At 66.8% G+C, this 20,331-nt stretch carries 22 protein-coding genes; 14 read left to right on the forward strand and 8 right to left on the reverse strand.

What is annotated here, in order from left to right:
- The 3 genes from PGN12_06640 to tatC are packed head-to-tail and all read left to right on the forward strand — an operon-like array spanning position 1 to position 1,514.
- Positions 1 to 240, forward strand: a complete 240-nt coding sequence (locus PGN12_06640; GenBank protein MEH3103567.1) for a twin-arginine translocase TatA/TatE family subunit — start codon at positions 1 to 3, stop codon at positions 238 to 240.
- 30 nt (positions 241 to 270) lie between these two features.
- Positions 271 to 738, forward strand: a complete 468-nt coding sequence (gene tatB / locus PGN12_06645; GenBank protein ID MEH3103568.1) for a Sec-independent protein translocase protein TatB — start codon at positions 271 to 273, stop codon at positions 736 to 738.
- Positions 735 to 1,514 (forward strand): twin-arginine translocase subunit TatC, encoded by a 780-nt coding sequence (gene tatC / locus PGN12_06650; GenBank protein ID MEH3103569.1) that lies wholly within the window; start codon positions 735 to 737, stop codon positions 1,512 to 1,514. The genes tatB and tatC overlap by 4 nt, the downstream gene beginning before the upstream one ends.
- 130 nt (positions 1,515 to 1,644) lie before the next feature.
- Here the strand turns inward: tatC and PGN12_06655 are convergent, their stop codons facing one another.
- The 3 genes from PGN12_06655 to PGN12_06665 all read right to left on the reverse strand — a co-directional run bounded on the left by PGN12_06655 (position 1,645) and on the right by PGN12_06665 (position 3,791).
- Positions 1,645 to 1,779, reverse strand: coding sequence for an entericidin A/B family lipoprotein (locus tag PGN12_06655; GenBank protein ID MEH3103570.1), 135 nt, complete (start codon positions 1,777 to 1,779; stop codon positions 1,645 to 1,647).
- Positions 1,780 to 2,033: 254 nt separating this feature from the next.
- The gene (locus tag PGN12_06660) at positions 2,034 to 3,572 is read right to left on the reverse strand and encodes a sensor histidine kinase (GenBank protein MEH3103571.1); all 1,539 of its coding nucleotides are present in this window, start codon (positions 3,570 to 3,572) and stop codon (positions 2,034 to 2,036) included.
- 60 nt (positions 3,573 to 3,632) lie between these two features.
- Entirely contained in the window at positions 3,633 to 3,791 is a 159-nt protein-coding gene (locus PGN12_06665; GenBank protein MEH3103572.1) for a NepR family anti-sigma factor, read from the reverse strand.
- A 266-nt stretch (positions 3,792 to 4,057) separates the two neighbouring features.
- Between PGN12_06665 and PGN12_06670 the strand changes: the two genes are divergently transcribed.
- From PGN12_06670 to PGN12_06680, 3 genes are all read left to right on the forward strand, one after another.
- A complete protein-coding gene (locus PGN12_06670; protein ID MEH3103573.1) occupies positions 4,058 to 4,852 on the forward strand; it encodes a response regulator in 795 nt (264 codons plus the stop codon).
- 87 nt (positions 4,853 to 4,939) lie between these two features.
- Entirely contained in the window at positions 4,940 to 5,077 is a 138-nt protein-coding gene (locus PGN12_06675) for a hypothetical protein (protein ID MEH3103574.1), read from the forward strand.
- Between the two features lie 103 nt (positions 5,078 to 5,180).
- Positions 5,181 to 5,828: a sigma-70 family RNA polymerase sigma factor gene (locus PGN12_06680; protein ID MEH3103575.1), complete on the forward strand. Its 648-nt coding sequence runs from the start codon at positions 5,181 to 5,183 to the stop codon at positions 5,826 to 5,828.
- Between the two features lie 39 nt (positions 5,829 to 5,867).
- Here PGN12_06680 and PGN12_06685 read toward each other — a convergent pair whose 3' ends face one another.
- Positions 5,868 to 6,047: a hypothetical protein gene (locus tag PGN12_06685; protein ID MEH3103576.1), complete on the reverse strand. Its 180-nt coding sequence runs from the start codon at positions 6,045 to 6,047 to the stop codon at positions 5,868 to 5,870.
- A 39-nt stretch (positions 6,048 to 6,086) separates the two neighbouring features.
- Between PGN12_06685 and PGN12_06690 the strand changes: the two genes are divergently transcribed.
- From PGN12_06690 to PGN12_06720, 7 genes are all read left to right on the forward strand, one after another.
- The gene (locus PGN12_06690; protein ID MEH3103577.1) at positions 6,087 to 8,732 is read left to right on the forward strand and encodes a bifunctional [glutamine synthetase] adenylyltransferase/[glutamine synthetase]-adenylyl-L-tyrosine phosphorylase; all 2,646 of its coding nucleotides are present in this window, start codon (positions 6,087 to 6,089) and stop codon (positions 8,730 to 8,732) included.
- On the forward strand, positions 8,711 to 9,157 hold the full coding sequence (locus PGN12_06695) for a peroxiredoxin (GenBank protein MEH3103578.1): 447 nt from the start codon (positions 8,711 to 8,713) through the stop codon (positions 9,155 to 9,157). Before PGN12_06690 ends, PGN12_06695 begins: the two co-directional genes overlap by 22 nt.
- 203 nt (positions 9,158 to 9,360) lie before the next feature.
- Positions 9,361 to 10,497: a M23 family metallopeptidase gene (locus PGN12_06700; protein MEH3103579.1), complete on the forward strand. Its 1,137-nt coding sequence runs from the start codon at positions 9,361 to 9,363 to the stop codon at positions 10,495 to 10,497.
- Positions 10,498 to 10,663: 166 nt separating this feature from the next.
- Positions 10,664 to 11,002: an iron-sulfur cluster insertion protein ErpA gene (erpA, locus tag PGN12_06705; protein MEH3103580.1), complete on the forward strand. Its 339-nt coding sequence runs from the start codon at positions 10,664 to 10,666 to the stop codon at positions 11,000 to 11,002.
- Between the two features lie 37 nt (positions 11,003 to 11,039).
- On the forward strand, positions 11,040 to 11,810 hold the full coding sequence (gene xth / locus PGN12_06710) for an exodeoxyribonuclease III (GenBank protein MEH3103581.1): 771 nt from the start codon (positions 11,040 to 11,042) through the stop codon (positions 11,808 to 11,810).
- A 71-nt stretch (positions 11,811 to 11,881) separates the two neighbouring features.
- Complete coding sequence (locus tag PGN12_06715; protein MEH3103582.1) at positions 11,882 to 12,610, forward strand: transporter; 729 nt, start codon at positions 11,882 to 11,884, stop codon at positions 12,608 to 12,610.
- Between the two features lie 155 nt (positions 12,611 to 12,765).
- Positions 12,766 to 13,011 (forward strand): hypothetical protein, encoded by a 246-nt coding sequence (locus PGN12_06720; protein ID MEH3103583.1) that lies wholly within the window; start codon positions 12,766 to 12,768, stop codon positions 13,009 to 13,011.
- Between the two features lie 52 nt (positions 13,012 to 13,063).
- On the opposite strand, the gene PGN12_06725 is transcribed toward PGN12_06720, so the two are convergent.
- Positions 13,064 to 14,215, reverse strand: coding sequence for an N-acetyltransferase (locus PGN12_06725; protein MEH3103584.1), 1,152 nt, complete (start codon positions 14,213 to 14,215; stop codon positions 13,064 to 13,066).
- Positions 14,216 to 14,334: 119 nt separating this feature from the next.
- Between PGN12_06725 and PGN12_06730 the strand changes: the two genes are divergently transcribed.
- Positions 14,335 to 15,414, forward strand: a complete 1,080-nt coding sequence (locus PGN12_06730) for a fatty acid desaturase (GenBank protein ID MEH3103585.1) — start codon at positions 14,335 to 14,337, stop codon at positions 15,412 to 15,414.
- Between the two features lie 546 nt (positions 15,415 to 15,960).
- Here PGN12_06730 and lptG read toward each other — a convergent pair.
- The 3 genes from lptG to PGN12_06745 all read right to left on the reverse strand — a co-directional run bounded on the left by lptG (position 15,961) and on the right by PGN12_06745 (position 20,225).
- The gene (gene lptG / locus PGN12_06735) at positions 15,961 to 17,055 is read right to left on the reverse strand and encodes an LPS export ABC transporter permease LptG (GenBank protein MEH3103586.1); all 1,095 of its coding nucleotides are present in this window, start codon (positions 17,053 to 17,055) and stop codon (positions 15,961 to 15,963) included.
- Positions 17,052 to 18,251 (reverse strand): LPS export ABC transporter permease LptF, encoded by a 1,200-nt coding sequence (gene lptF, locus PGN12_06740; GenBank protein MEH3103587.1) that lies wholly within the window; start codon positions 18,249 to 18,251, stop codon positions 17,052 to 17,054. The genes lptG and lptF overlap by 4 nt, the downstream gene beginning before the upstream one ends.
- Positions 18,252 to 18,338: 87 nt before the next feature.
- Positions 18,339 to 20,225, reverse strand: a complete 1,887-nt coding sequence (locus PGN12_06745) for an ATP-binding protein (GenBank protein ID MEH3103588.1) — start codon at positions 20,223 to 20,225, stop codon at positions 18,339 to 18,341.
- Positions 20,226 to 20,331 lie beyond the last annotated feature (106 nt).

Consider the following 20,331-nt stretch of genomic DNA (forward strand, 5'->3'; position numbering starts at 1 on the left):
ATGGGCAGTTTCAGCCTTCCGCATATCCTCATCCTCGCGGTTGTCGCGATCCTGCTGCTGGGCGGCGGGCGGTTTTCGAACTTGATGGGCGACGTCGCCAAGGGCGTGAAGAACTTCAAGAAGGGCATGGCCGAGGAGGACGAGGACGATGCGCGTCCCAAGCCGCGTATCGAGGCGAAGAGCCATGCCGAGCCCGCCTTCGAGCGCGATGCCGAACCCGTGCGTGAGGAACGTCGCTGATCCGTTGCACTCAAGAAACCGGCGCGCCTGATGTTCGGCATCGATTCGTCTGAATTCCTGCTGGTGGCGCTCGTGGCGCTGGTGGTGATCGGCCCCAAGGACCTGCCCAAGGCGATGCGCGTGCTCGGCTATTGGGTCGGTCGCGCCCGCGCCGTCGGGCGCCAGTTTCGCGCCGGCTTCGACGAGATGGTGCGCGAGGCCGAGCTGGAAGAGATGGAAAAGAAGTGGAAGGCGGAGAACGAGCGGATCATGCGTGAGCATCCGTTCGTCCCGACGCCTCCCGCTTCGCCGGCGTTGCCCGACCACGCATCGAGTGTCGACGCATTGCCGGACGGCGGTGATGCTCAACAGCCGGTGATGGTCGAAAAACCGCACGTCGTGCCCGAGCCTGTCCCACCGGCGGCACCGCCCGCCGCAGGTCAGTTCGAGGCGGAGCATCGCGCGGACGATCATCAGGGCACCGATGGTCGTGTGATCCAGGACAAGGCTGCATCGTGACCGAGATCGTCGACGAACTGGAAGACTCGCGCGCGCCGCTGCTCGATCATCTGCTCGAACTGCGCCGGCGGTTGCTGTATTGCATCGTCGCGGTCCTGCTGTCGTTCTTCGTCTGCTGGTATTTCGCGGAGGACATCTTCGCGTTCCTCGTCCAGCCGCTGCTCAGCGCCGGTCAGAAGACGCTCATCTACACGCAGCTCTTCGAGGCATTCTTCGTTCAGGTGAAGGTCGCGTTCTTCGCCGCGATGATGATCTCCTTCCCGATCATCGCGATGCAATTGTGGCAATTCGTCGCGCCGGGGCTCTATCGCAAAGAGCGACGCGCGCTGTTGCCTTTCCTGCTCGCCACGCCGCTGCTGTTCCTGCTCGGCGCATCAATGGCCTATTATGTTGCCATTCCGATGGCGCTGCACTTCTTGCTCGGTTTCTCCGGAACCGTGGGCGGGGTGCATCAGCAGGCGTTGCCGGCGATGGGCTATTATCTGAGCTTCATCATGCAGTTCCTGTTCGGATTTGGTGCGGCGTTCCTGCTGCCGGTGCTGCTGATGCTCCTTGAGCGCGCGGGCATCGTGACGCGCAAGCAACTGATCGGCGCGCGGCGCTATGCGATCGTCGGGGCGTTTGCGATCGCCGCGGTGCTGACGCCGCCAGATGTCGGATCGCAGCTACTGCTCGCCATTCCGCTGGTGATCCTCTACGAAGCCGCGATCATCGGAATCTGGTTCACCGAGCGAAAGCGTGCACGCGACGAGGTTGCTACTGCCAGCGCTGAATAGTGCTGCGGCACCGCCAAGGTGCGACGCTGCATCGTGGGGCAGGTCGATTCGACCTGCTATCGGAAGCGGTCAAACAGAAGGGGCGGTCCGTCACTGACGGACCGCCCCAATTTTGTTGGTGTGCGGGAGGTTACTTATGCTTGTCCGCCGCGCCAGCCACGGCATCACCTGCCGATGAGACGTCCTTGCCGACGCCGCTTACGGTGTTGCATGCCGACACCAGCACCGCGCCCGCGAGTACCGCGACAGTCAGAACCTTACGCATTGAACGGTCTCCCTAAATTCACAGCCGACAATGCGCGTCAGGAAGCTTCGTTCCACAAGGGTGACGATCGGATGTAGGGGCGGAAACGATTAAGGCCCGAAAGCATCACCGGGGGGGGGGAGGGTGGATGCTTTCGGGCCCATGTCTTGGATAGCGAAAGCGGGGGGGCGTATAGTCGCTATCCGAAGGTGAGAACGACGCCGGGCGAGCCGGGTTCCGCGCCGTCGCTGCAATCGCAGAATTATTTTACAACGTCATTCCCGACCGACGACCGCGATCGCGATGTCGTAGGCGCCGGTGAGCGGGTCGTGCTGTAGCGTCGAGCGCAGCTGCCGCGTCAGCCCCTCGATCACGCGGCCGTAGCGATGCTGCAGCCCCTCGCGCAGGTGATCGGTATCGACCAGTGCGCGCGACGAGAGCCGCAGCAGCGCGCGTTGTGGATCGTCGAGCGGCTTGAGCGTGATCCGCACCTGCGTCTCGCTGACGCAGGTCATCGCCAACTCGACCAGTTCGGTCACCAGAAACGCGACCGCGACTGCGACGTCCTGCGTCACGAAATACGGATCGATGTCGAGCACGATTCCGACGCGGGTGCCCTCGGGTGCGGTCGCGCGGATGCTGGAGGCCAGCTCGCCGAGCACCGCCCGCAAGCCAACGCCGCGATTCTCTTCCATTTCGGCGTAATGATAGCGATGGACAACCGCGAGCGCATCGACCCGCCGCTGGATCGAGGCATAGGCCTGCGTCGCCTCGACGCTGCGCGCGCCGCGGGCGTGAAAGTTGATGAGGCTGGAGATCACCTGCAGGTTGTTCTTGACCCGGTGATGCACCTCGCGGGTCAGCTTGGTTTGCCGCATCAACCCGTCGGCCAACCCAGCCTCGTGAATCGCGACCGTCCGGCTGAGCGCGCGGAACGTGTCGCCCAGGTCGCGGATTTCCTGCGCCGGCAGCGCGCGCAGCATTGCCGGATCGGGGTGGTCGCCCGGCGCATAGGCGGCGATGCTGCCGCGCAAGGCGCGTAATGGCGCGATCAAGAGGCGATCGACCACGAACCAGCTGATCGCCGCCGCCGCCGCCCACATCAGCAGCGGCAGGGTCAGCGCGATCAGCAAGGGTGATCCGATCGGCGCGCTCCGGACCTGCATTTCCAGCGCCAGCCCGGCGACACCGAGATCGCTGCGGATCGTCTCGCGTCGCTCCAGCGCGCTCTCGCGGGTGAGCGGGTCGAGTTCGAGCCGTTCGTCGCCGAGCGCCAGCGACAGGCCATAATCGGGGGCGAACCCACTGGGCCGGCTGATCTGCGCAAGGAAGGGTGCGGGGAAATAGGCGGCAGCGGTAAGCCCGTCGCTGCGTCCGGCAAAGCGGAGCATCACGCCACGCTTCTCGACGATCCGCGCGCTGACCGCGTCGGTCGGGGACTGACGGGCGAAAGCGGCCGCGCCGGGAAACGGCTCGCCGCAGATCGCGCGCCCACGGCGATCGAGAATGACGAAGCTGGTACCGGCCGCGGATTGTTGCGCGAACACGCCCTGCGCGCGTGCGCAGCTGGGCGCATCGCCGCGATCGGCGGTCAATGCGTCGACCGCGACGCGCAATGCGGTCATGTCGCCAACCAGCTCGATCGCGATCGCCCGGCTCGCCTCCGATGCCGCCACCCGCAGGTGCGAGCGCAATTCGGTATCGGCGATCTGGGTCACGCGCAGCGTCGCGAAGATCGCGATCAACGCCAGCGGCAGCAGCGCGACGCTGAGAATCAGGAACAGTTTGGCCCCGGTCGGCCAGCGCGAAATCATATCGAGACGCCCCGCGGCGGGCCGGGGGGCGTCAGCCGCGGGAGTGGTCGCCACGTCGCCTCAGTCTAGCTTGCCGAGCAGCGAGAGCAGATCGTCGGGCACCGCTTCCTCCACGGTCTTTTGATAGACGGAGCGCAATGCCGAGCCCATGTCGCGGTTCTTCGATTGTGCCGCAGTGCCTTTTTTCGGCGTTTCCCGCGCTTCCCTATCCGACGTCAACGTAAACCCCCTAAGACAGTCCGACCATCGGTACCCCAGACGGGCCAACACAGCACCGCAGGACGCTCGTCGGACGAACGCCCCAACCGGACAAGCGCGTAATGCACGTATGGCCGATGAAACCAAAAGCGGCGTCGTTGGTTCCACGGGGGTGCGACGAAATTCGCCGGTCGGGGGGTATCATCTGCGACCTGTTGTGGCGTCCACGTAAAGTTGGGTATCGGCGGCGGCGGCCTGGGCCGCGCCGCAGGGAGGGTTTACTACACATGTCGCTCGGACAACAACTCGCGCCGCATCTTCCGTTCCTGCGCCGCTATGGCCGTGCGCTGACGGGCAGCCAGGCGCAGGGTGACCGGTACGTGCGCGCCACGCTGGAAGCGATCGTGGCCGCGCCCGAAGAATTTCCGCGCGACGTCGATCCGCGGCTGGGGCTGTACCGGACGTTCCAGGCGATCTGGAATTCGGCGAACTTCGACGAGACCGCCGACGAAACGCCGGCCGAAGATCAGGAGGCCGTGGCCCGTGCGCGCCTGTCGCGGATGACGCCGCTGTCGCGGCAGGCGTTGCTGCTGACCGCGATGGAGGGGTTCACGCCGGAAGACGCCGCCTATCTGATCGAGGTCGAGCCTGCCGAGGTCGACGCGCTGGTCGCCGAAGCGCTGGCCGAAATCGAGAAGCAGACCCGCGCGCGCGTGCTCATCATCGAGGACGAGCCGATCATCGCGATGGACATCGAATCGATCGTTCGCGATCTCGGTCATGAAGTGACCGGCGTGGCGGTGACGCGTGACGAGGCGGTGGCGCTGGCGATGGAGGATCGCCCGGGCCTGGTGCTTGCCGACATCCAGCTCGCCGACGACAGTTCGGGGATCGATGCGGTCAAGGACATCCTCGCCGAATTCAACGTGCCGGTGATCTTCATTACCGCCTTCCCGGAGCGGTTGCTGACCGGCGAGCGGCCCGAGCCGACTTTCCTCATCACCAAGCCGTTCCAACGCTCGACGGTGAAGGCCGCGATCAGCCAGGCGCTGTTCTTCGACGAGAGCACGGTTCCGGCGTAAACGTCGGCGCTGCCTGACGATCGCGCACCAAGTGGCGGGTCCGTGCTCGATACGGACCCAAAACGGTTTAAGGGGGTTACATCGCCTATGGCAGACGAAAACGAACGCATTCACCTCGACACCGACGAGGCACGCGCGGGAAGCACCCCCGGCATGACGCGGTACATCCTTGCGGCGTCGCTGCTGCTGGTCATCGCGATCTTCGCCGCTATCCTTCTGTCCTGACGCGCAGATGTTGATCCGCGCACTGGCCAACCAGCCAGACGCTACCTATCTTGACGGCTCGGACGGACGCCAGATCGGCGCCGATCCAGCACAACGGAGCGGCATGACCCAATCCAATTCGCTCGCAAACGACGCGCCGGAGACGGCACCGGTCGAGCACGTCGCGCTCTCCGATCCGGAGTTCAAGAAGCAGCTGGCGCTGGTCATCCCGCACCTGCGCGCCTTCGGGCGGTCGCTGTCGGGCAATCGCGATCTCGCCGACGATCTCGTCCAGGAGACGTTGCTGAAGGCTTGGGCGGCACGCAAGCGCTTCCAGGCCGGAACGAACATGCGTGCGTGGACCTTCATCATCCTGCGCAATCTGTTCCTGAGCCAGATGCGTCGCGCGCGCTTCAAGGGCGAATGGGACGATCTGGTGGCCGATCGGGTCCTTGCCGCGCCGGCCAGTCAGGACAAACACGTCGAGCTGGCGGATATGCAGCGCGCGTTGCTGCATTTGCCGCAACCGCAGCGCGAGGCGCTGATCCTGGTCGGCGCGGGCGGGTTCGCTTATGAAGAAGCCGCGGAGATCTGCGGTGTTGCGGTCGGGACGATCAAGAGCCGCGTCGCGCGCGGTCGCGTTGCGCTCGAGGCGCTGATGGCGGGCAGCACGCTGTCGTCGCGGCGCGATCACGAGGTCGACAGCGAGCGGTCGACGCTCGATTCGATCATGAGCGAGGTCGATGAACTGAGCCGCGATCGCGACGCTTAGGCCGCCTTCGTCATTGCGAGCGCAGCGAAGGAGAGCGGATCAGCCGCGGAAGCGGACGCGCCGCAGTTGATCGAGGCACGCTTCGATCTCGCCGGGGAGCTTCGTCTCCCGGCGGAATGCCGCGCGCAGGGGCGTCGCGAGCGCGTCCGCGGCGTGCGGTTCGCGCACCACATAGGCGCCGTGCGGCGGGATGCCGGTCGAAGAGGCTTCGTGAACCATGGTGTCGCAACGTCGGTTTTGCGGTAAGGTTGCGGGCATATGACAGATGCTGTCGCCGAGGCACGGACGCGAGCCGCGCGCTTTGCGCCATTTCTGGACGGGTTGATCGCGCGCGAAGCGGTGACCGCCGCAGCGCTTGCGGCGGGCGATTTGCCGGTGGGCAAGCGGCTGCGTCTGGAGCGGCGGCAGGTGGCGTTGCGGGTTGCCGAAGGCGATCTGGCGGGGACGCTCGACCTGACCGGGGTCACCGCGGCGCTGACCGACTTTGCGGATGCGGCGCTCGATCAGGCGATTGCCGCTGCGATCGGCGAGCGGACGCCCGATGCAACGCCGCGCGGCTTCGTCGCGATCGCGCTTGGCAAGCAGGGAAGCCGCGAACTCAATTATTCGTCAGATATCGATCCGATCCTGATCTACGATCCTCGCACTTTGCCGCATCGCGCGCGCGAGGATGTCGCCGATGCCGCGGTGCGGATCGGGCGGCGCGTGCTGGAGCTTTTGCAGGCGCGCGACGCGGACGGCTATGTCCTGCGGGTCGATTTGCGGCTGCGGCCATCGCCCGAGGCGACCCCGATCGTCATCCCGATCGACGCGGCGATCGCCTATTACGAATCGCAGGCGTTGCCATGGGAGCGTGCCGCGTTCATCCGGGCGCGGGTGGCAGCGGGCGACCGCGAGCTGGGGCGGCGGTTCCTCGACACGATCCGCCCGTTCATTTGGCGTCGCAGCCTCGACTTCGGCGCGGTCGGCGAGATCCTCGACATCACGCGGCGCATCCGCGACCATCATGCGCAGGGACAGGCGTTCGGCCCGGGCTATGACCTGAAGCGCGGGCGCGGCGGGATCCGCGAGATCGAGTTCTTTGCGCAGATCCACCAGTTGATCCACGGCGGCCGCGACCCGGCGCTGCGTGCGCCGGCGACGCGCGATGCGCTGGCCGCGCTCGCGGCAGCCGCGCGGATCGATGCGGCGGACGCGCATGCCCTGTCGGAGGCCTATACGTTGCTGCGCACGATCGAGCATCGCGTGCAGATGATCGACGATCGACAGACTCATGCTCTGCCGACCGGTGAGGGGCTGGATCGGGTCGCGCGGCTGCACGGGCTGGCGGACGGCGCGGCGTTGCTCGATCTGCTGCGACCGCATGTCGAACGCGTCGCGGCGACCTTCGATCGGCTTGCGCCCACGCCGGTCGCGGCGGTCCCGCACGATACGGCGCGGCTGACCGACTATCTTGCCGAGGCCGGCTTCGCCGAAACCGACGATGCGGCGCGGCGGATCGTCGCATGGCGCGAGGCGCGCTACCCGGCGCTGCGCAGCGGCGCGGCACAAAGCGCGCTGGAGGCGGTGTTGCCCGGTCTGGTCGAAGCGCTGGCGCAATCGCCGGTGCCCTTGACCGCGCTTAACCGCCTCGACCGGTTGCTGGAGCGATTGCCGAGCGCAATCAACATCTTTCGTTTGCTCGAAGCCCGGCCGGCGCTGGCGACGCTGCTCGGCGAAATCCTCAGCCATGCCCCGACGCTCGCCGAGGCGCTGGCGCGGCGGCCCGATCTGTTTGACGGGTTGATCGACGCGAGCGCCTTCGATCCGGTCGGCGACGTGTCCGCGCTGATCGCGCAGATGCAGGCGACGGAGCAGGGAGCTGATTATCAGGCGGTGCTCGATCATGTGCGGCGCGCCGTCGGTGACCGGCAATTCGCGTTAGGGGCGCAGATCGTCGCGGGACGCGCCGACCCGCTGGAGGTCGCGGCGGGCTATGCGCGCGTCGCCGAGGCGGCGGTCGCGGTGCTTACCGACGCGACGGTCGCGGCGTTCGAGGAGGCGCATGGTCGGGTACCGGGCGGCGAACTGGTGATCCTCGCGCTCGGGCGGCTGGGGGGCGCGGCGCTGACCCACGCCTCGGACCTCGACCTGATCTATCTGTTCACCGGCGACTTCACGGCTGACTCGAACGGGCCAAAGCCGCTCGGCGCGACGTTGTACTTCACCCGGCTGGCGCAGCGCGTCACCGCGGCGCTGTCGGTGCCGACCGCCGCGGGGCCGCTCTACCAAGTCGATACGCGGTTGCGTCCGTCGGGCGCGCAGGGGCCGCTGGTGGTGAGCGTCGACTCCTTTGCCCGATACCAGCGTGAGGAAGCGTGGACGTGGGAGCATATGGCGCTGACCCGCGCCCGTGCGATCTATGGCAGCGCGGCGGCGCGGGCCGAGGTCGAGGGGATCGTCGCGCAGGTACTGGGGGGCGATCGCGCGGCACACGATATCGCCGCCGACGCCGCGACGATGCGAGCGGAGATGGCGCAGCACAAGCCGCCGCGAGGGCCGCTCGACGCCAAGCTGTTGCCCGGTGGGCTGGTCGACCTGGAATTCGCGGTGCATGTCGCGCAACTGACGCGCCGCGTTGCCTTTACGCCCGAACTCGGCACGGCGATCGACGCGCTGATCGCCACCGGGGCGTTCGCGCCCGAGCTGCGCGCCGCTTATGATCTGCTCGGGCGCTTGCTCGTCACGGTCCGGCTGATCGCCCCCGATGCACAGGAACCCGCCGCCGCGGCAACGCGCGCGCTGATCGCGCGGGCGGTGATGCTGCCCGATTGGGAGACGGTGCTTGCCACGTTGGCGACGGTGCGCGAGAGCGTCGCGGCAAGCTGGCAGGAGAGCATCGCATGGACACCCTCCCGGACGTGACCGCGACCGGCGCGGATGGCGCGCCGTTGCGGCTGCACGATCTGCCGCGTCCGTTGGTCGTCTATTTCTATCCCAAGGACGATACGCCGGGCTGCACGCGCGAGGCGCAGGATTTCTCTTCCCTTGCCGACGACTTCGCCGCTGCGGGCGTGACGGTGCTCGGCATGTCGTGCGATACCGTCGCGAAGCACGTGAAGTTCCGCGACAAACATGCGTTGACCGTCCCGCTCGCCAGCGATCTCGACGGGAGCGTGACCGAGGCGTTCGGCGTGTGGGGCGAGAAGCAGCTTTACGGCAAGACCTATATGGGGATCGAGCGCGCGACGTTCCTGTTCGATCGCGATGCGCAACTGGTGCAGGCGTGGCGTAAAGTGAAAGTGCCGGGTCATGCGGCCGCGGTACTGGACGCGGCAAAGAGTCGGTAAGTCAGGCAAACTGCCGCTTCTTACAACGGCTCGGCGCATGACTCCGGCACTTGAGCGCGCAGGGCGGCCGACGCTCTTGCGTGTTTAACCTTTCGCCGGGCACAAACCTTTGCGTTCGTTGCGGCGGTTCTATCGCGGGCGGACACGGAAAAAGGGGAAGACCGGGGCGTGTCGCACCGGTCGCAGTCTTGATCTGGGGTTCGATGACCGACACCGCTTCTCTGCCGGCCGGGCGGCCGCTTGCTCGCCTGAACGCCGTGATCGCCGGACGACCGGCGCTGCTGCGCGGGGGCGCTGCACTTCTCCTTGGGTTCGCCGGTTATGGCGCACTTCAGGCATCGACGCAGGTCGCCGAAGCCGCGGGGCTAACGCCCGCTGCCGCAGCGCAGGCGCAGCGGATGCAGGCGATGGAGCATAAGGTCGAGCGGATGCAGGCGCGTGTCGCGACGATCCGCACCGCCGCCCAGCAACATGCCGCGCGGATCGAGCAGCGGCAGGAACTGCTGACCGCGGCGCTGACCGGACAGGGCGATGCGCGGCGGATGGCGCTGGCGACGCTCGCGGTCGATCCGCAGGCAACGCGCGTCGCCGCCGACACGATCCGCCCGTTCCTGAAGGTCGAGCGCCGGCAGGTGGCGCTGGCGCAGGTCGCCGAGCAGCAGCTGCTCGATCGCTATGCCGCCACCGCGCAGCAGCTTCGCCAGCGCGGCATCGCGCCGAGCCGCGTCGCCAAGGCCGGTTCGGCGATGGGGGGGCCGCTGGTCGAGGCGACCAGCACCGAGGCACGCGCCGATCTCGCCGCCGACCAGCAGTTCCGTTCGCTGTTCATGACCTGGAAGAAGCTGGACCGGCTCGAGCAGGGCGTGATCGCGATCCCGTCGGTGCAGCCGGTGCAGAAGCTGCAGTTCACCAGCAATTTCGGCATCCGGTCCGACCCGTTCCGCGGCACCGCCGCGATGCACGCCGGGGTCGACATTCCCGGCCCGACCGGCACGCCGATCTATGCGACCGCCGACGGTATCATCAGCCACGCCGGCCGGCAGGGCGGCTATGGCAACATGGTCGAGATTAACCATGGCAAGGGCATCGCGACGCGATACGGCCATCTTTCCAAAATCATCGTTGCCGACAACACGCGCGTGAAGCGTGGGCAGCTGATCGCGCTGATGGGCTCGACCGGTCGCTCGACCGGGCCGCACCTTCATTATGAGGTGCGGATCGACGGTCACGCGGTGAACCCGGTGCCGTTCCTGACCACCGCCGATTACCTGATGGCCGCGCAGGATCGCGCCGTCGGGCAGATCCCGGTATCGACCACCGGGCCGGCGCCGCAGGACTGAGGCGGGGCGACTCCCTCACACTCCCTCATACCGTCGCCTCGGACCTGATGCGGGGCCCCTCTTTGCTCCGCTGACCGAGCGAAGAAGCGGGACCCCCGGATCAAGTCCGGGATGACAAAGAAGGGATGCTCTTTCCGATTGAGGCGATCGCGCCTATCTTGGCGACATGGCCACGCTCGCACCCGATATCGTCCTGACCCCTGCCGCTGCGGCGCGCGTTGCCGCGATCGCCGCTCGGCAGAACAAGCCCGCGATCCTGCGGCTTTCGGTCGAAGGCGGAGGGTGTTCGGGGTTCCAGTATCGCTTCGGCTTCGCTGATGCGCCCGAGCCCGCCGACCTCGTCACCGAAACGGACGGCGTACGGCTGGTCGTCGATGACATGAGCCTCGACCTCGTGCGCGGGGCGAGCGTCGATTACGTCGAATCGCTGGGCGGGGCGTCGTTCAAGGTCGAGAACCCCAATGCCGCCAGCGGCTGCGGATGCGGAACCAGCTTTTCCGTGTAGTTAGACAAGCGCGCGGACGAGGGTTAGACCGGCGCGCGTGAAGATCGTCACCTACAACGTCAACGGCATCAAGGCGCGGCTTCCGCGTCTGCTCGAATATCTCGCCGAGGAGCAGCCCGATGTGGTCTGCCTCCAGGAGCTGAAGTCGAGCGACGATACCTTTCCCGAAGCCGATATCCGTGCGGCGGGCTATGGTGCTGTCTGGCATGGACAAAAGGGGTTCAACGGCGTCGCGGTGCTCGCGCGCGGGCTGGATCCGGTCGAGCGGCAACGCGGGCTGGCGGGCGAGCCGGAGGACGAGCATAGCCGCTATCTGGAATGTTCCGTGTTCGGCTTGGTGGTCGCATCTATCTATTTGCCCAATGGAAATCCGGTGCCGGGGCCGAAGTTCGACTATAAGGTGCGGTGGATCGGGCGGTTGCAGGAACGCGCGCGCGCGTTGCTCGCCGAGGAAGTACCGGTCATTTTGGCGGGCGATTACAACGTCATCCCCAACGACGACGATACGTTTTCGGTCAAGGCGATGGCGTCGGACGCGTTGATGCAGCCCGAGAGCCGGCATGGCTATCGCGCGTTGCTGGCGAAGGGCTGGACCGACGCGCTGCGGACCCGCCATCCCAAGGGCGGTGTCTGGACTTTCTGGGATTATCAAAAAGGTGCGTGGCAGCGCGACGCGGGCTTCCGCATCGATCATCTGCTGTTGAGCCCGTCAGTCGCCGACCGGCTGGTGGAGGCCGGCGTCGACAAGGCGTATCGCGGGCGTGAGAAGGCCAGCGATCATGCGCCGACCTGGGTGCGGCTGCGGTGACGCTAAAATGGGGCGCGGTGGCGCTGTTGGCCACGATTTATGCCCCTGCTGCGGCGCAGGACGCGCCGAATGTGCGATTTTGCCCCAATCGACCCTCACTCGGGGCGAGCGGGTGCACGACCTTGCCCGGACAGGTTCAGGTCGAACTGTCGGGCGTCGACTGGCAGCGCGATGACGATGGCGAGACGCGCGAGGACCTGATCCGCAGCGAGGTGACGGCGCGGATCGGGCTGACGCGCAACAGCGAGGCGCAGGTCGCATGGACGCCGCTCGGCACGCTCCGGTCACGCGACAAGGCCACCGGAGAGGTCATGCGGCAGACCGGGGCGGGCGACGTGACGCTGGGGTGGCGTCGTGCGTTGAGCCATCCGGATGGCAAGAAGCTGTCGGCGGCGGTGCAGCCTTATGTCACGCTGCCGGTCGGGCGAAGCGGGATCGGCGAGGGCGACTGGTCCGCGGGCACGGTGTTGCCGGTCTTCTGGCGTATCAACAAGAAGTGGAGCATCGACTTCACCGGCCAATTGGCCGCGGCGGTGGATGAGGACGGGCGCGGGCGGCATTTCGATGCGACCGGCGTCTTCGGGGTCGGTTACGCGCTGACCGACAGCGTCACCGCCAATGCCGAATTGTCGGTCGAGCGCGATCAGGACCCGGCGCAGCACGTCGTGCGGACGCTCGCGGCCGCGTCGGTGGGGTGGAAGCTGACCAAACGCACGCAGCTGGACATCCTGGCGGTCGCCGGCCTCAATCATGATGCACCCGACGCACGGATCGCGCTGGGCGGCGCCTTGCTCTTCTGACCGGTTTTCGGCGAACCACGCCGGATATTGGCGTGGTTTGCTCGTGTAATACACGTGTCACGATCAAGAAACGGCGGAAAACAGCCAAATTTCGAGTTGGCACGATGGGTGCAAAGTGTCCTGCGTCCCCGATCAACGGGGCAGGGAGACCCGCCATGAAGACCATCGCCACCGCCGTCATCGCCAGCCTCTTCGCCGTCGCTCCGGCCCATGCCGCGCCCAAGCCGGTGCCGACGACCGAGCCCGCGACTGCTGCGAACGATCAGTCTGTGCCGGTTCGCAACGCCAGCACCCGTTATTGCTACAAGACCGAACAGACCGGCTCGCGGCTGACCTCGCGCGTGTGCAAGACCCGCGACGAGTGGAAGCAGGTGGGCGTCATCGTTCCCGAGAAGCTGTGATCGCCGGTCAGCGGCGGGTTACCGGCAGCGGCCGGCGACCCGCCGCAGCGGATCAGAACGTCCGTTCGTAGACCTGATAGACCTTGTTGACGCGGCTATCGATCGCGGTCGCGATCGAGTTCATGCCCTGATTGTCGTCGAGCACCCAGCCGATCTCGCCGCGCGTCGCGCCGTAACGCGCCACCGACGCCTTGCGGATCGCCTCGATCATCATGAACGCCAATTGCCCGGCAAGCCGCGAGCTTTGCAGTTCCTTGCGGACGCCCATCAACGGCACACGCATCGTCCGCACGCGCGGCTTGCGCAGCCACCACAGCAGCTTCGCCCAGCCGAACGGGAGCAGGTTCCCGTTCAAGGGCTTGATTGCCTCATTGAGGTCGGGAAGCGTGATCATGAACGCGACCGGCTTGCCATCGAGCTCGGCGATGCGGATCAGATCGTTGAAGACGATCGGCTTCAGCTTGACCCCCACATCCTTGATCTCGGGCGGGGTGAGCGGAATGAAGCCCCAATTGTCCGACCATGCGTCGTTGAGGATATCGAGGATGATCGCCGCCTCCTCCTCGAACTTGCGCTTGTCGACCTCGCGCACGACGATGCTCTTGTTCGCATCGCCCGATCGGATGATCCGCTTCACCAGCGGCGGGAATTCCTGCGTGATGTCCAGCTCGTAGGTGATGAGCTGCTTGACCGGTCGATAGCCGGCGCGTTCGATCCATTCGCGATATTCGGGCTTGTGGTGACCCATCATCACGGTCGGCGACTGATGATAGCCCTGGATCAGCAAGCCAGGCTCTTCCCAGATCGACATGCTGATCGGGCCGAGCGCACGGGTCATGCCCTGTTCGCGGAGCCATCCCTCGGCGGTAGCGAGCAATGCCGTGAAGATGCCTTCATCCTCGGCATCCATCAGCCCCCATTGCCCGCAGCCCGGCCCGAAGCCGCGCTCGGCCGGCATCTCGAGTCCGAGCGTGTCGATATGCGCGGAAATGCGTCCGACCACGCGACCGTCGCGGCGGGCGAGGAAGAGCTGCGCCTTCGCGTGGCTGAACCAGCCGTTCTTCTCCGGCGTGATGAGCCCCAGTGCCTCGCCCTTGAGCGGCGGCACCCAGTAAGGATCGTCCTTGTAGAGGCGGAACGGCAGGTCGACGAACGCCTTGCGGTCGCTCTTGGTCAGGACGGGGGTGATCGAAAGCTCAGCCATGTTGCTGGCGTGTAAACGGGTCACTCGATCATAGCGAGTGAACAATTATCCAGAATGGCGAGGGCCACGTCCTGTTCCGGTCATGCTGTCGCCACTATGTTCGGACAATGGATATGCCCATGAATACCATCACTCTCGATCGCGCGACTGCGGCGGCGCGCGCGCCGCGCCCGACGATCGCCGACGACAAGGCGATGCTTAAGGCCGCAGCGGAACTGACGCGCGACCTGCTGAAGCCACGGCCGGGCATTTACTGGACCGATCTGATCGCCTCGTCGGTGGTCGGCTATGGCGCGCTGGCGGTGGCGATCATCTCGACCTCGACTGTGCTGGCGATCGTCGCCGGCGTGGTGGCGGTGCTCGCGCTGTATCGCGGGATGAGCATGATCCACGAGCTGACGCATGTGAAGCATGCCGCGTTGCCGGGCTTTCGTGCCGGGTGGAACGCGCTGATCGGCGTGCCGATGATGATCCCGTCGTTCATGTACGAGGGCGTGCACAATCTGCACCATGCCAAGACGCGCTATGGCACGTCGGAGGATCCCGAGTACTTGCCGCTCGCGCTGATGAAGCCGTGGACCTTGCCGGTGTTCATCCTCGTCTCGGCGCTGGCGCCGGTCGGATTGCTGATCCGCTTCGGCGTGCTGGCACCGCTGTCGGCGCTGTCGCCCAAGCTGCGGACGGCGGTGGTGTCGCGCTATTCGGCGCTGTCGATCAACCCGCAATTCCGTCGCCGGATGCCGCAGGGCGAGGAGAAGGCGCGGTGGGACCGGCTGGAGGCCGCGACGGCGATCTGGGCGCTCGCGCTGATCGTGACGGCTGCCACCGGCGTGCTGCCGTTGGAGGCGTTTCTGATCTTCCTCGCGGTCGGGTCGGGCGTGGCGCTCATCAACCAGGTGCGGACGCTCGTCGCACATCTGTGGGAGAACGAAGGCGAGGTGATGACCGTCACCGCGCAATATCTCGACTCGGTCAACGTGCCGCCACCGGCTCTGCTGCCGGTGCTGTGGGCGCCGATCGGGCTACGCTATCATGCGCTGCACCACCTGCTGCCGGGCGTGCCGTATCATGCTCTGGGCGAAGCGCATCAGCGGCTGGCGGGTGTGCTCGAGCCAGACTCGCCTTATTACAAGGCGAATTATCGCGGGCTGCCGGGGCTGGTCGGCAAGCTGACGATGGCGACGATCCGGGGGCGGTGAGGGGCCTGTCCCGGGCTTGAGCCGATTAGAGTTTGATCCATCCGGCTTGACTTGTCTGCCATCGTCACCCCGGCGAACGCCGGGGCCCCGTTGGGAAGGCCAACGAAACGAGGCGCGACCTCCATCACCAGCGTCCTCAACTGGCCCGGCTTTCGCCGGGGTAACGCTTCAGCTTGGATGGATCGAACTCCAGAGCATAATCCATCAAAGCTGAAGCGAGCCACCACCCGTCATGCCGGACTCATTCCGGCATCCACCTTCCCGCCAGCACACGGCCGGTTGCTCTTGCGGAACGGTAGACCCCGGAACCAGTCCGGGGTGACGGCAGGAGATGGTTCAGGTGGGATGGCTCACCCTAATTCCGTCAGGACGAAGCGCGAGCCGAAGTGAGGCCGCCGTAAAGTCTTGTTCGTCATTCCCGCGCAGGCGGGGATCCAGAACCTCTGACGTCTCGACCCTCGCGAAGACCTGCGCGTCTGGATCCCCGCCTGCGCGGGGATGACGGAAGGATTATCGCGGAGATGACGGAAGGAACGGAGGTCGTCCTTATTCCTCCGTGCGCAGCAGCACAGCTTCTCCGATCAGCAGGAACAGCAGGAACGGCGCCCAGGCGGCGAGGAATGGCGGGTAGGCGCCAAGGTTGCCCATCGCCAGCGCGAAGCTGTCGGCGACGAAATAGGCGAAGCCCAGCGCCATCCCGATCACCGCGCGGACGAAGAGCGCGCCCGAGCGCGCGATCCCGAACGCCGCGACCGCGCCGAGCAGCGGCATCAGCACCGACGACAACGGCCCCGACAATTTGTGCCACAACACGCCCTCCAGCGCCTTGGTCGGACGGCCGGCTTCCTCCAGATCACCGATCGCCTCGCGCAGGCCGGCGAACGACAAGGCGTCGCCGTCGACATTGGCGAGCGTGAACTGATCCGGGGTGACACCGCGTCCGACAACCGTCGCGCCGAGCCGCGTCACCTTGCCCGAGGCGACATCGAAGCGGCGCGTCGGCCAGATCCGCCAGCCATCGCCGTCGCGCACGCCGCGCGGCGCGTTGATGAGCCCGCGCAAGCCCCCGTCAGGGTTGCGCTCGTAAACCGTCACGCCGCCGAGCTGCGCGCCGGCACCGCGACCGCCGATCGCGTCGGCCTGGATCAGATCGTCGCCCGCGCGCACCCAGACGTTGCTGCGATTGCCGCGATCGATCGGCATCGTGCCGTAATTGACCTTTTGCCATGCGCTCAGCTCGGCAGTCGCGCGGCTGACGATACGGTCGTTGAACGCGAAGGTGACGAGCGCGATGCCGACGCTGGCGATCACCAGCGGCGCGAGCACCTGATGCGCCGACAGACCGGCGGCCTTGAGCGCGACCACCTCGCTGTTGGCGTTCATGGTGATGAGCGTCAGGATCGTGCCGAGCAGCACCGAGAAGGGCAGGAAGGTCGAGATCAGCTGCGGCGCGCGCAGCGACACGTAGCGCCAGACCTCCGCGTCGCCGTTGCCGGTGGTGGCGAGGATCCGCCCGCTCTCGCTGAGCAGGTCGAGCGTCTGGAGCACCAGCACCAGCCCGAACAGGATGCCGAAGGTGCGCGTCAGGAACAGCCGCGCCATATAGATCGCGACGGTGCGCGACGGAAACAGCGCGCTCATGCGCGGGCCTCCTTGCGGCGGCGACCGGGCAGGTAGCGCGCCACCATCGCCCATGCCTTGCCGAAGAAGCGCTCCAGCGCGCCGATCGGCTGTCCGCCGGGAACGTTGGCGATCGTATGATACATCCAAAGGATCAGGGCGGCGAAGATCACGAACGGGACCCACAAGGCGATCGCCGGGTCGACCGAGCCGCGTTCGCCCAGCGACGCGGCATATTGGTTGATCTTGTGATAGGTGACGACCATCACGATCGAGAGGAACACGCCGAGCGCCGACGTCGAGCGTTTCGGCGGCACGCCCAGCGCGACCGCGAGCAGCGGCAACAGGAACATCGACGCGACCTCTACCAGCCGGAAGTGGAATTCGGCGCGGCTGCCATCGCGTTGCTCCTCGCTGCGCGTCGAGGCGTGGCCGAGCCTGGCGAGTTCGGGCAGCGTATATTCGAGGTTCTTGCCGCCGCGCGTGCGGAAGCTTTCGAAGCGCGGCAGGTTGATCGGCAGATCGTGCGCGGTGAAGGTCAAGGTCCGCGGGGTGGTGAAATCGGGGCGATTGTGGATCAGCGTGCCGTTGGTCAGGCGGAAGATGATGACGTTGGGGTCGTCGGTCGCGAGAAACTGGCCGGTCGCGGCGGTGACGCCGACCCAGTCGCCCTTGGGCGATTCGGCGTGGACGAAGATGCCCGAGAGCTTGCGGCCGCGATCCTGGCTTCGCTCGATGCGGAGCGTCATGCGGTCGCCAAGGTGCGTGAACTCGCCGACCTTGATCGACGCGCCGAGCGCGCCGGTGCGCAGTTCGAAGCGCAGCTGTTCGTAAGCGTAGCGCGCCTGTGGCTGGATATAGCCGACGATCGCGATGTTGAGCGCCGCCAGCACGATCGCGTAATAATAAGGGACGCGCAGCAGCCGGCCGTAGCTCATCCCGACGGCGCGCATCACGTCCAGCTCGCTCGAGGTGGCGATGCGGCGGAAGGCGAGCAACACGCCGAGCATCAGCCCGATCGGAATGCCGAGGCCGAGATACTCCGGCAGCAAATTGGCGAGCATCTTCCACACGACGCTGACCGGTCCGCCCTGCGTCGCGACGAAGTCGAACAGGCGGCGAATCCGGTCGAGGATCAGCAGCATCGCCGAGATCAGCAACGTCGAGAACAACGGCAGCGCGATCAGCCGGGCCATGTAGCGGTCGATCGAGGTCATGGGCGGGACGGCGCTGCCTTTGTTGCGAGGACGACGGGACGACCGGCTATAGGATGGGTCGGCGGGCGCGTCAGCAGTCGATTTGGGTCATTCGGCGGCGAGCGGTGCCGGATCGCCGCCGCGCGCCACGGCGGCGGTGACCGCGCGGTCGAGCGCGGCGAGCGTGAACGGCTTGCGGAGCACCGGACGATCGCCGAGCGCGACGCCGCCGCTCGCCCCGCCCGCGAAGCCGGTGACGAACAGCACGGGAACGTGCGCGAAGGCGAGCGGCAGCGTCGCGATCATCTCCGGGCCGGTGAGCGACGGCATCAGCACGTCGGACAGGATCAGGTCGACGTGGGTCATCTCGTCAAGCACCGCACCGACCTGCGTCGCATCGTCGCAGGCGACGGGGTGGTGGCCGAGGTCCGCCAGCGCCTCCATCGTCGCGGAGAGGACGCGCGGGTCGTCCTCGACCACAAGGATCGCATGGCCGTTGCCGTCGGCCGGCGCGGCAGGGTGCGGCGCGACGAGCGGTGCGGGGGCGGCGACGGGGCGGGTGGCTTGCTCGCCACGCAGGTCGCGCGGGAGCAGCAGGGTGACGGTGGTGCCCGCGCCGACCTGCGATACGATCGTCACCTCGCCGCCGATCTGACGCGCGAAGGAGAAGGTCTGGCTGAGCCCGAGGCCGGTGCCCTTGCCGAGCGGCTTGGTGGTGAAGAACGGCTCGAAGACGCGATCGAGCACCTCGGGCGCGATCCCGCAACCGGTGTCGGTGACGGCCAGCGCGAGGAAGTCGCCGCCCGGTCGCGCGCCATCGCCGCCCGGCAGCGTCGCGCGTGTGGCGCGGATCGTCAGCGTGCCGCGACCGTCCATCGCGTCGCGCGCATTGACCGCGAGGTTGACAAGCGTGTTCTCGAGCTGGACGCGATCGGCGCGCGCGCACCAGCCGGCGCTGTCGTCCTCCAGCACCAGTGTCATGCCGTCGCCGAGCGAGCGGGTCAGCATGTCGCCCAGTCCGTCGAACAGCGCCGCGGCGGTGATCGGTTCGGGGTTGATCGCGGTTTCGCGTGCGAAGGCGAGCAGGCGCGCCGTCAGCGCCGCCGCGCGGTCCGCACCCTCGCGCGCGCCCTCCAGATGCCGCGCCGCCTCATCGGCGTTCGGCGGCAGATGGCGCGCGGCGAGCTCGACCCCGCTCAATACCACCGCGAGCATGTTGTTGAAGTCGTGCGCGATGCCGCCGGTCAATTGCCCGACCGCCTCCATCTTCTGCACCTGCCGCAGCCGCGCTTCCTGCGCGCGCAATTCCTCGGTGGCGCGCGAAACCGCCTCGGCGAGCTCGTCCGCACGCAGACGCTCGCTTTCGGCCTCGTCACGCGCGATCGCGCGGTCGGCGAGCGCCTCGACCATTATCCAGCCCATCGTGATCCCGCCGCCGACCAGCAACACGCCGAACACCGCCAGCACCTTGGCGATCGTCGTCGAGCGGTGCACCGAGGCGCGCGCCTGCGCGGTGCGCATCTCCAGCAGCAGGCGTTCGTCGGTGATGATCCCGTCGAGCGAGTCGTTGATGCGGGTGAGCGCATCGCTCTGCCGCGCCCGATACAGGCGCGAGAGCGCCTGATTGTTCTTGCCGTAATTGGTGCTGAGCGCGGTCAGGGCCAGCTCGTCACCGCGGGTGCGGAACGCCTCCTGCAGGATCGCGACGTGCGTCAATTGCACGTCATTGTCGTGCACCAGCTTGGCCAACCGCCCGATCGCCTGCTTCGCGCGCCGCCAGTCTTCATAGTAGATCTGGCCAAGTTGCTGATCGCCCGAGATGACGTAGCGGCCGAGCGACGCCTCGGCATGGGCGATCGTGCCCTGCACGGTGCGGGCGAGGATCATCACGTCATAGCTGTGCCGTTGCGAGGCGAGCGCACGATCGCGCTCGCCATTCACCTCGGCCAATGTGATGACGAGCAGCGCGAGCACGACCGCGCCGGCGATCGCCATCACGCTCAGCGTAATGGCGCGCCAGGCGCCGGTCAGTCGTCCGGTGATGTCGTCGCGATCAGTCACGTCCGCGACGTTAGGTTAACAAACGTTAAGAACGAGCAAA

This window comes from Sphingomonas phyllosphaerae (assembly GCA_036946405.1).
Lineage (GTDB): Bacteria > Pseudomonadota > Alphaproteobacteria > Sphingomonadales > Sphingomonadaceae > Sphingomonas > Sphingomonas phyllosphaerae_D.

What these genes read in the sequence shown, in the direction of transcription:
- PGN12_06745 (MEH3103588.1), bottom strand. Translation starts at nt 20,225, where the DNA reads ATGGCGATCGCCGGCGCGGTCGTGCTCGCGCTGCTCGTCATCACATTG.
- PGN12_06655 (MEH3103570.1), bottom strand. Translation starts at nt 1,779, where the DNA reads ATGCGTAAGGTTCTGACTGTCGCGGTACTCGCGGGCGCGGTGCTGGTG.
- PGN12_06670 (MEH3103573.1), top strand. Translation starts at nt 4,058, where the DNA reads ATGTCGCTCGGACAACAACTCGCGCCGCATCTTCCGTTCCTGCGCCGC.
- erpA (MEH3103580.1), top strand. Translation starts at nt 10,664, where the DNA reads ATGGCCACGCTCGCACCCGATATCGTCCTGACCCCTGCCGCTGCGGCG.
- PGN12_06660 (MEH3103571.1), bottom strand. Translation starts at nt 3,572, where the DNA reads ATGATTTCGCGCTGGCCGACCGGGGCCAAACTGTTCCTGATTCTCAGC.
- PGN12_06725 (MEH3103584.1), bottom strand. Translation starts at nt 14,215, where the DNA reads ATGGCTGAGCTTTCGATCACCCCCGTCCTGACCAAGAGCGACCGCAAG.
- tatB (MEH3103568.1), top strand. Translation starts at nt 271, where the DNA reads ATGTTCGGCATCGATTCGTCTGAATTCCTGCTGGTGGCGCTCGTGGCG.
- PGN12_06685 (MEH3103576.1), bottom strand. Translation starts at nt 6,047, where the DNA reads ATGGTTCACGAAGCCTCTTCGACCGGCATCCCGCCGCACGGCGCCTAT.
- PGN12_06640 (MEH3103567.1), top strand. Translation starts at nt 1, where the DNA reads ATGGGCAGTTTCAGCCTTCCGCATATCCTCATCCTCGCGGTTGTCGCG.
- lptF (MEH3103587.1), bottom strand. Translation starts at nt 18,251, where the DNA reads ATGACCTCGATCGACCGCTACATGGCCCGGCTGATCGCGCTGCCGTTG.
- PGN12_06690 (MEH3103577.1), top strand. Translation starts at nt 6,087, where the DNA reads ATGACAGATGCTGTCGCCGAGGCACGGACGCGAGCCGCGCGCTTTGCG.
- PGN12_06730 (MEH3103585.1), top strand. Translation starts at nt 14,335, where the DNA reads ATGAATACCATCACTCTCGATCGCGCGACTGCGGCGGCGCGCGCGCCG.
- PGN12_06700 (MEH3103579.1), top strand. Translation starts at nt 9,361, where the DNA reads ATGACCGACACCGCTTCTCTGCCGGCCGGGCGGCCGCTTGCTCGCCTG.
- PGN12_06680 (MEH3103575.1), top strand. Translation starts at nt 5,181, where the DNA reads ATGACCCAATCCAATTCGCTCGCAAACGACGCGCCGGAGACGGCACCG.
- PGN12_06695 (MEH3103578.1), top strand. Translation starts at nt 8,711, where the DNA reads ATGGACACCCTCCCGGACGTGACCGCGACCGGCGCGGATGGCGCGCCG.
- PGN12_06720 (MEH3103583.1), top strand. Translation starts at nt 12,766, where the DNA reads ATGAAGACCATCGCCACCGCCGTCATCGCCAGCCTCTTCGCCGTCGCT.
- PGN12_06675 (MEH3103574.1), top strand. Translation starts at nt 4,940, where the DNA reads ATGGCAGACGAAAACGAACGCATTCACCTCGACACCGACGAGGCACGC.
- lptG (MEH3103586.1), bottom strand. Translation starts at nt 17,055, where the DNA reads ATGAGCGCGCTGTTTCCGTCGCGCACCGTCGCGATCTATATGGCGCGG.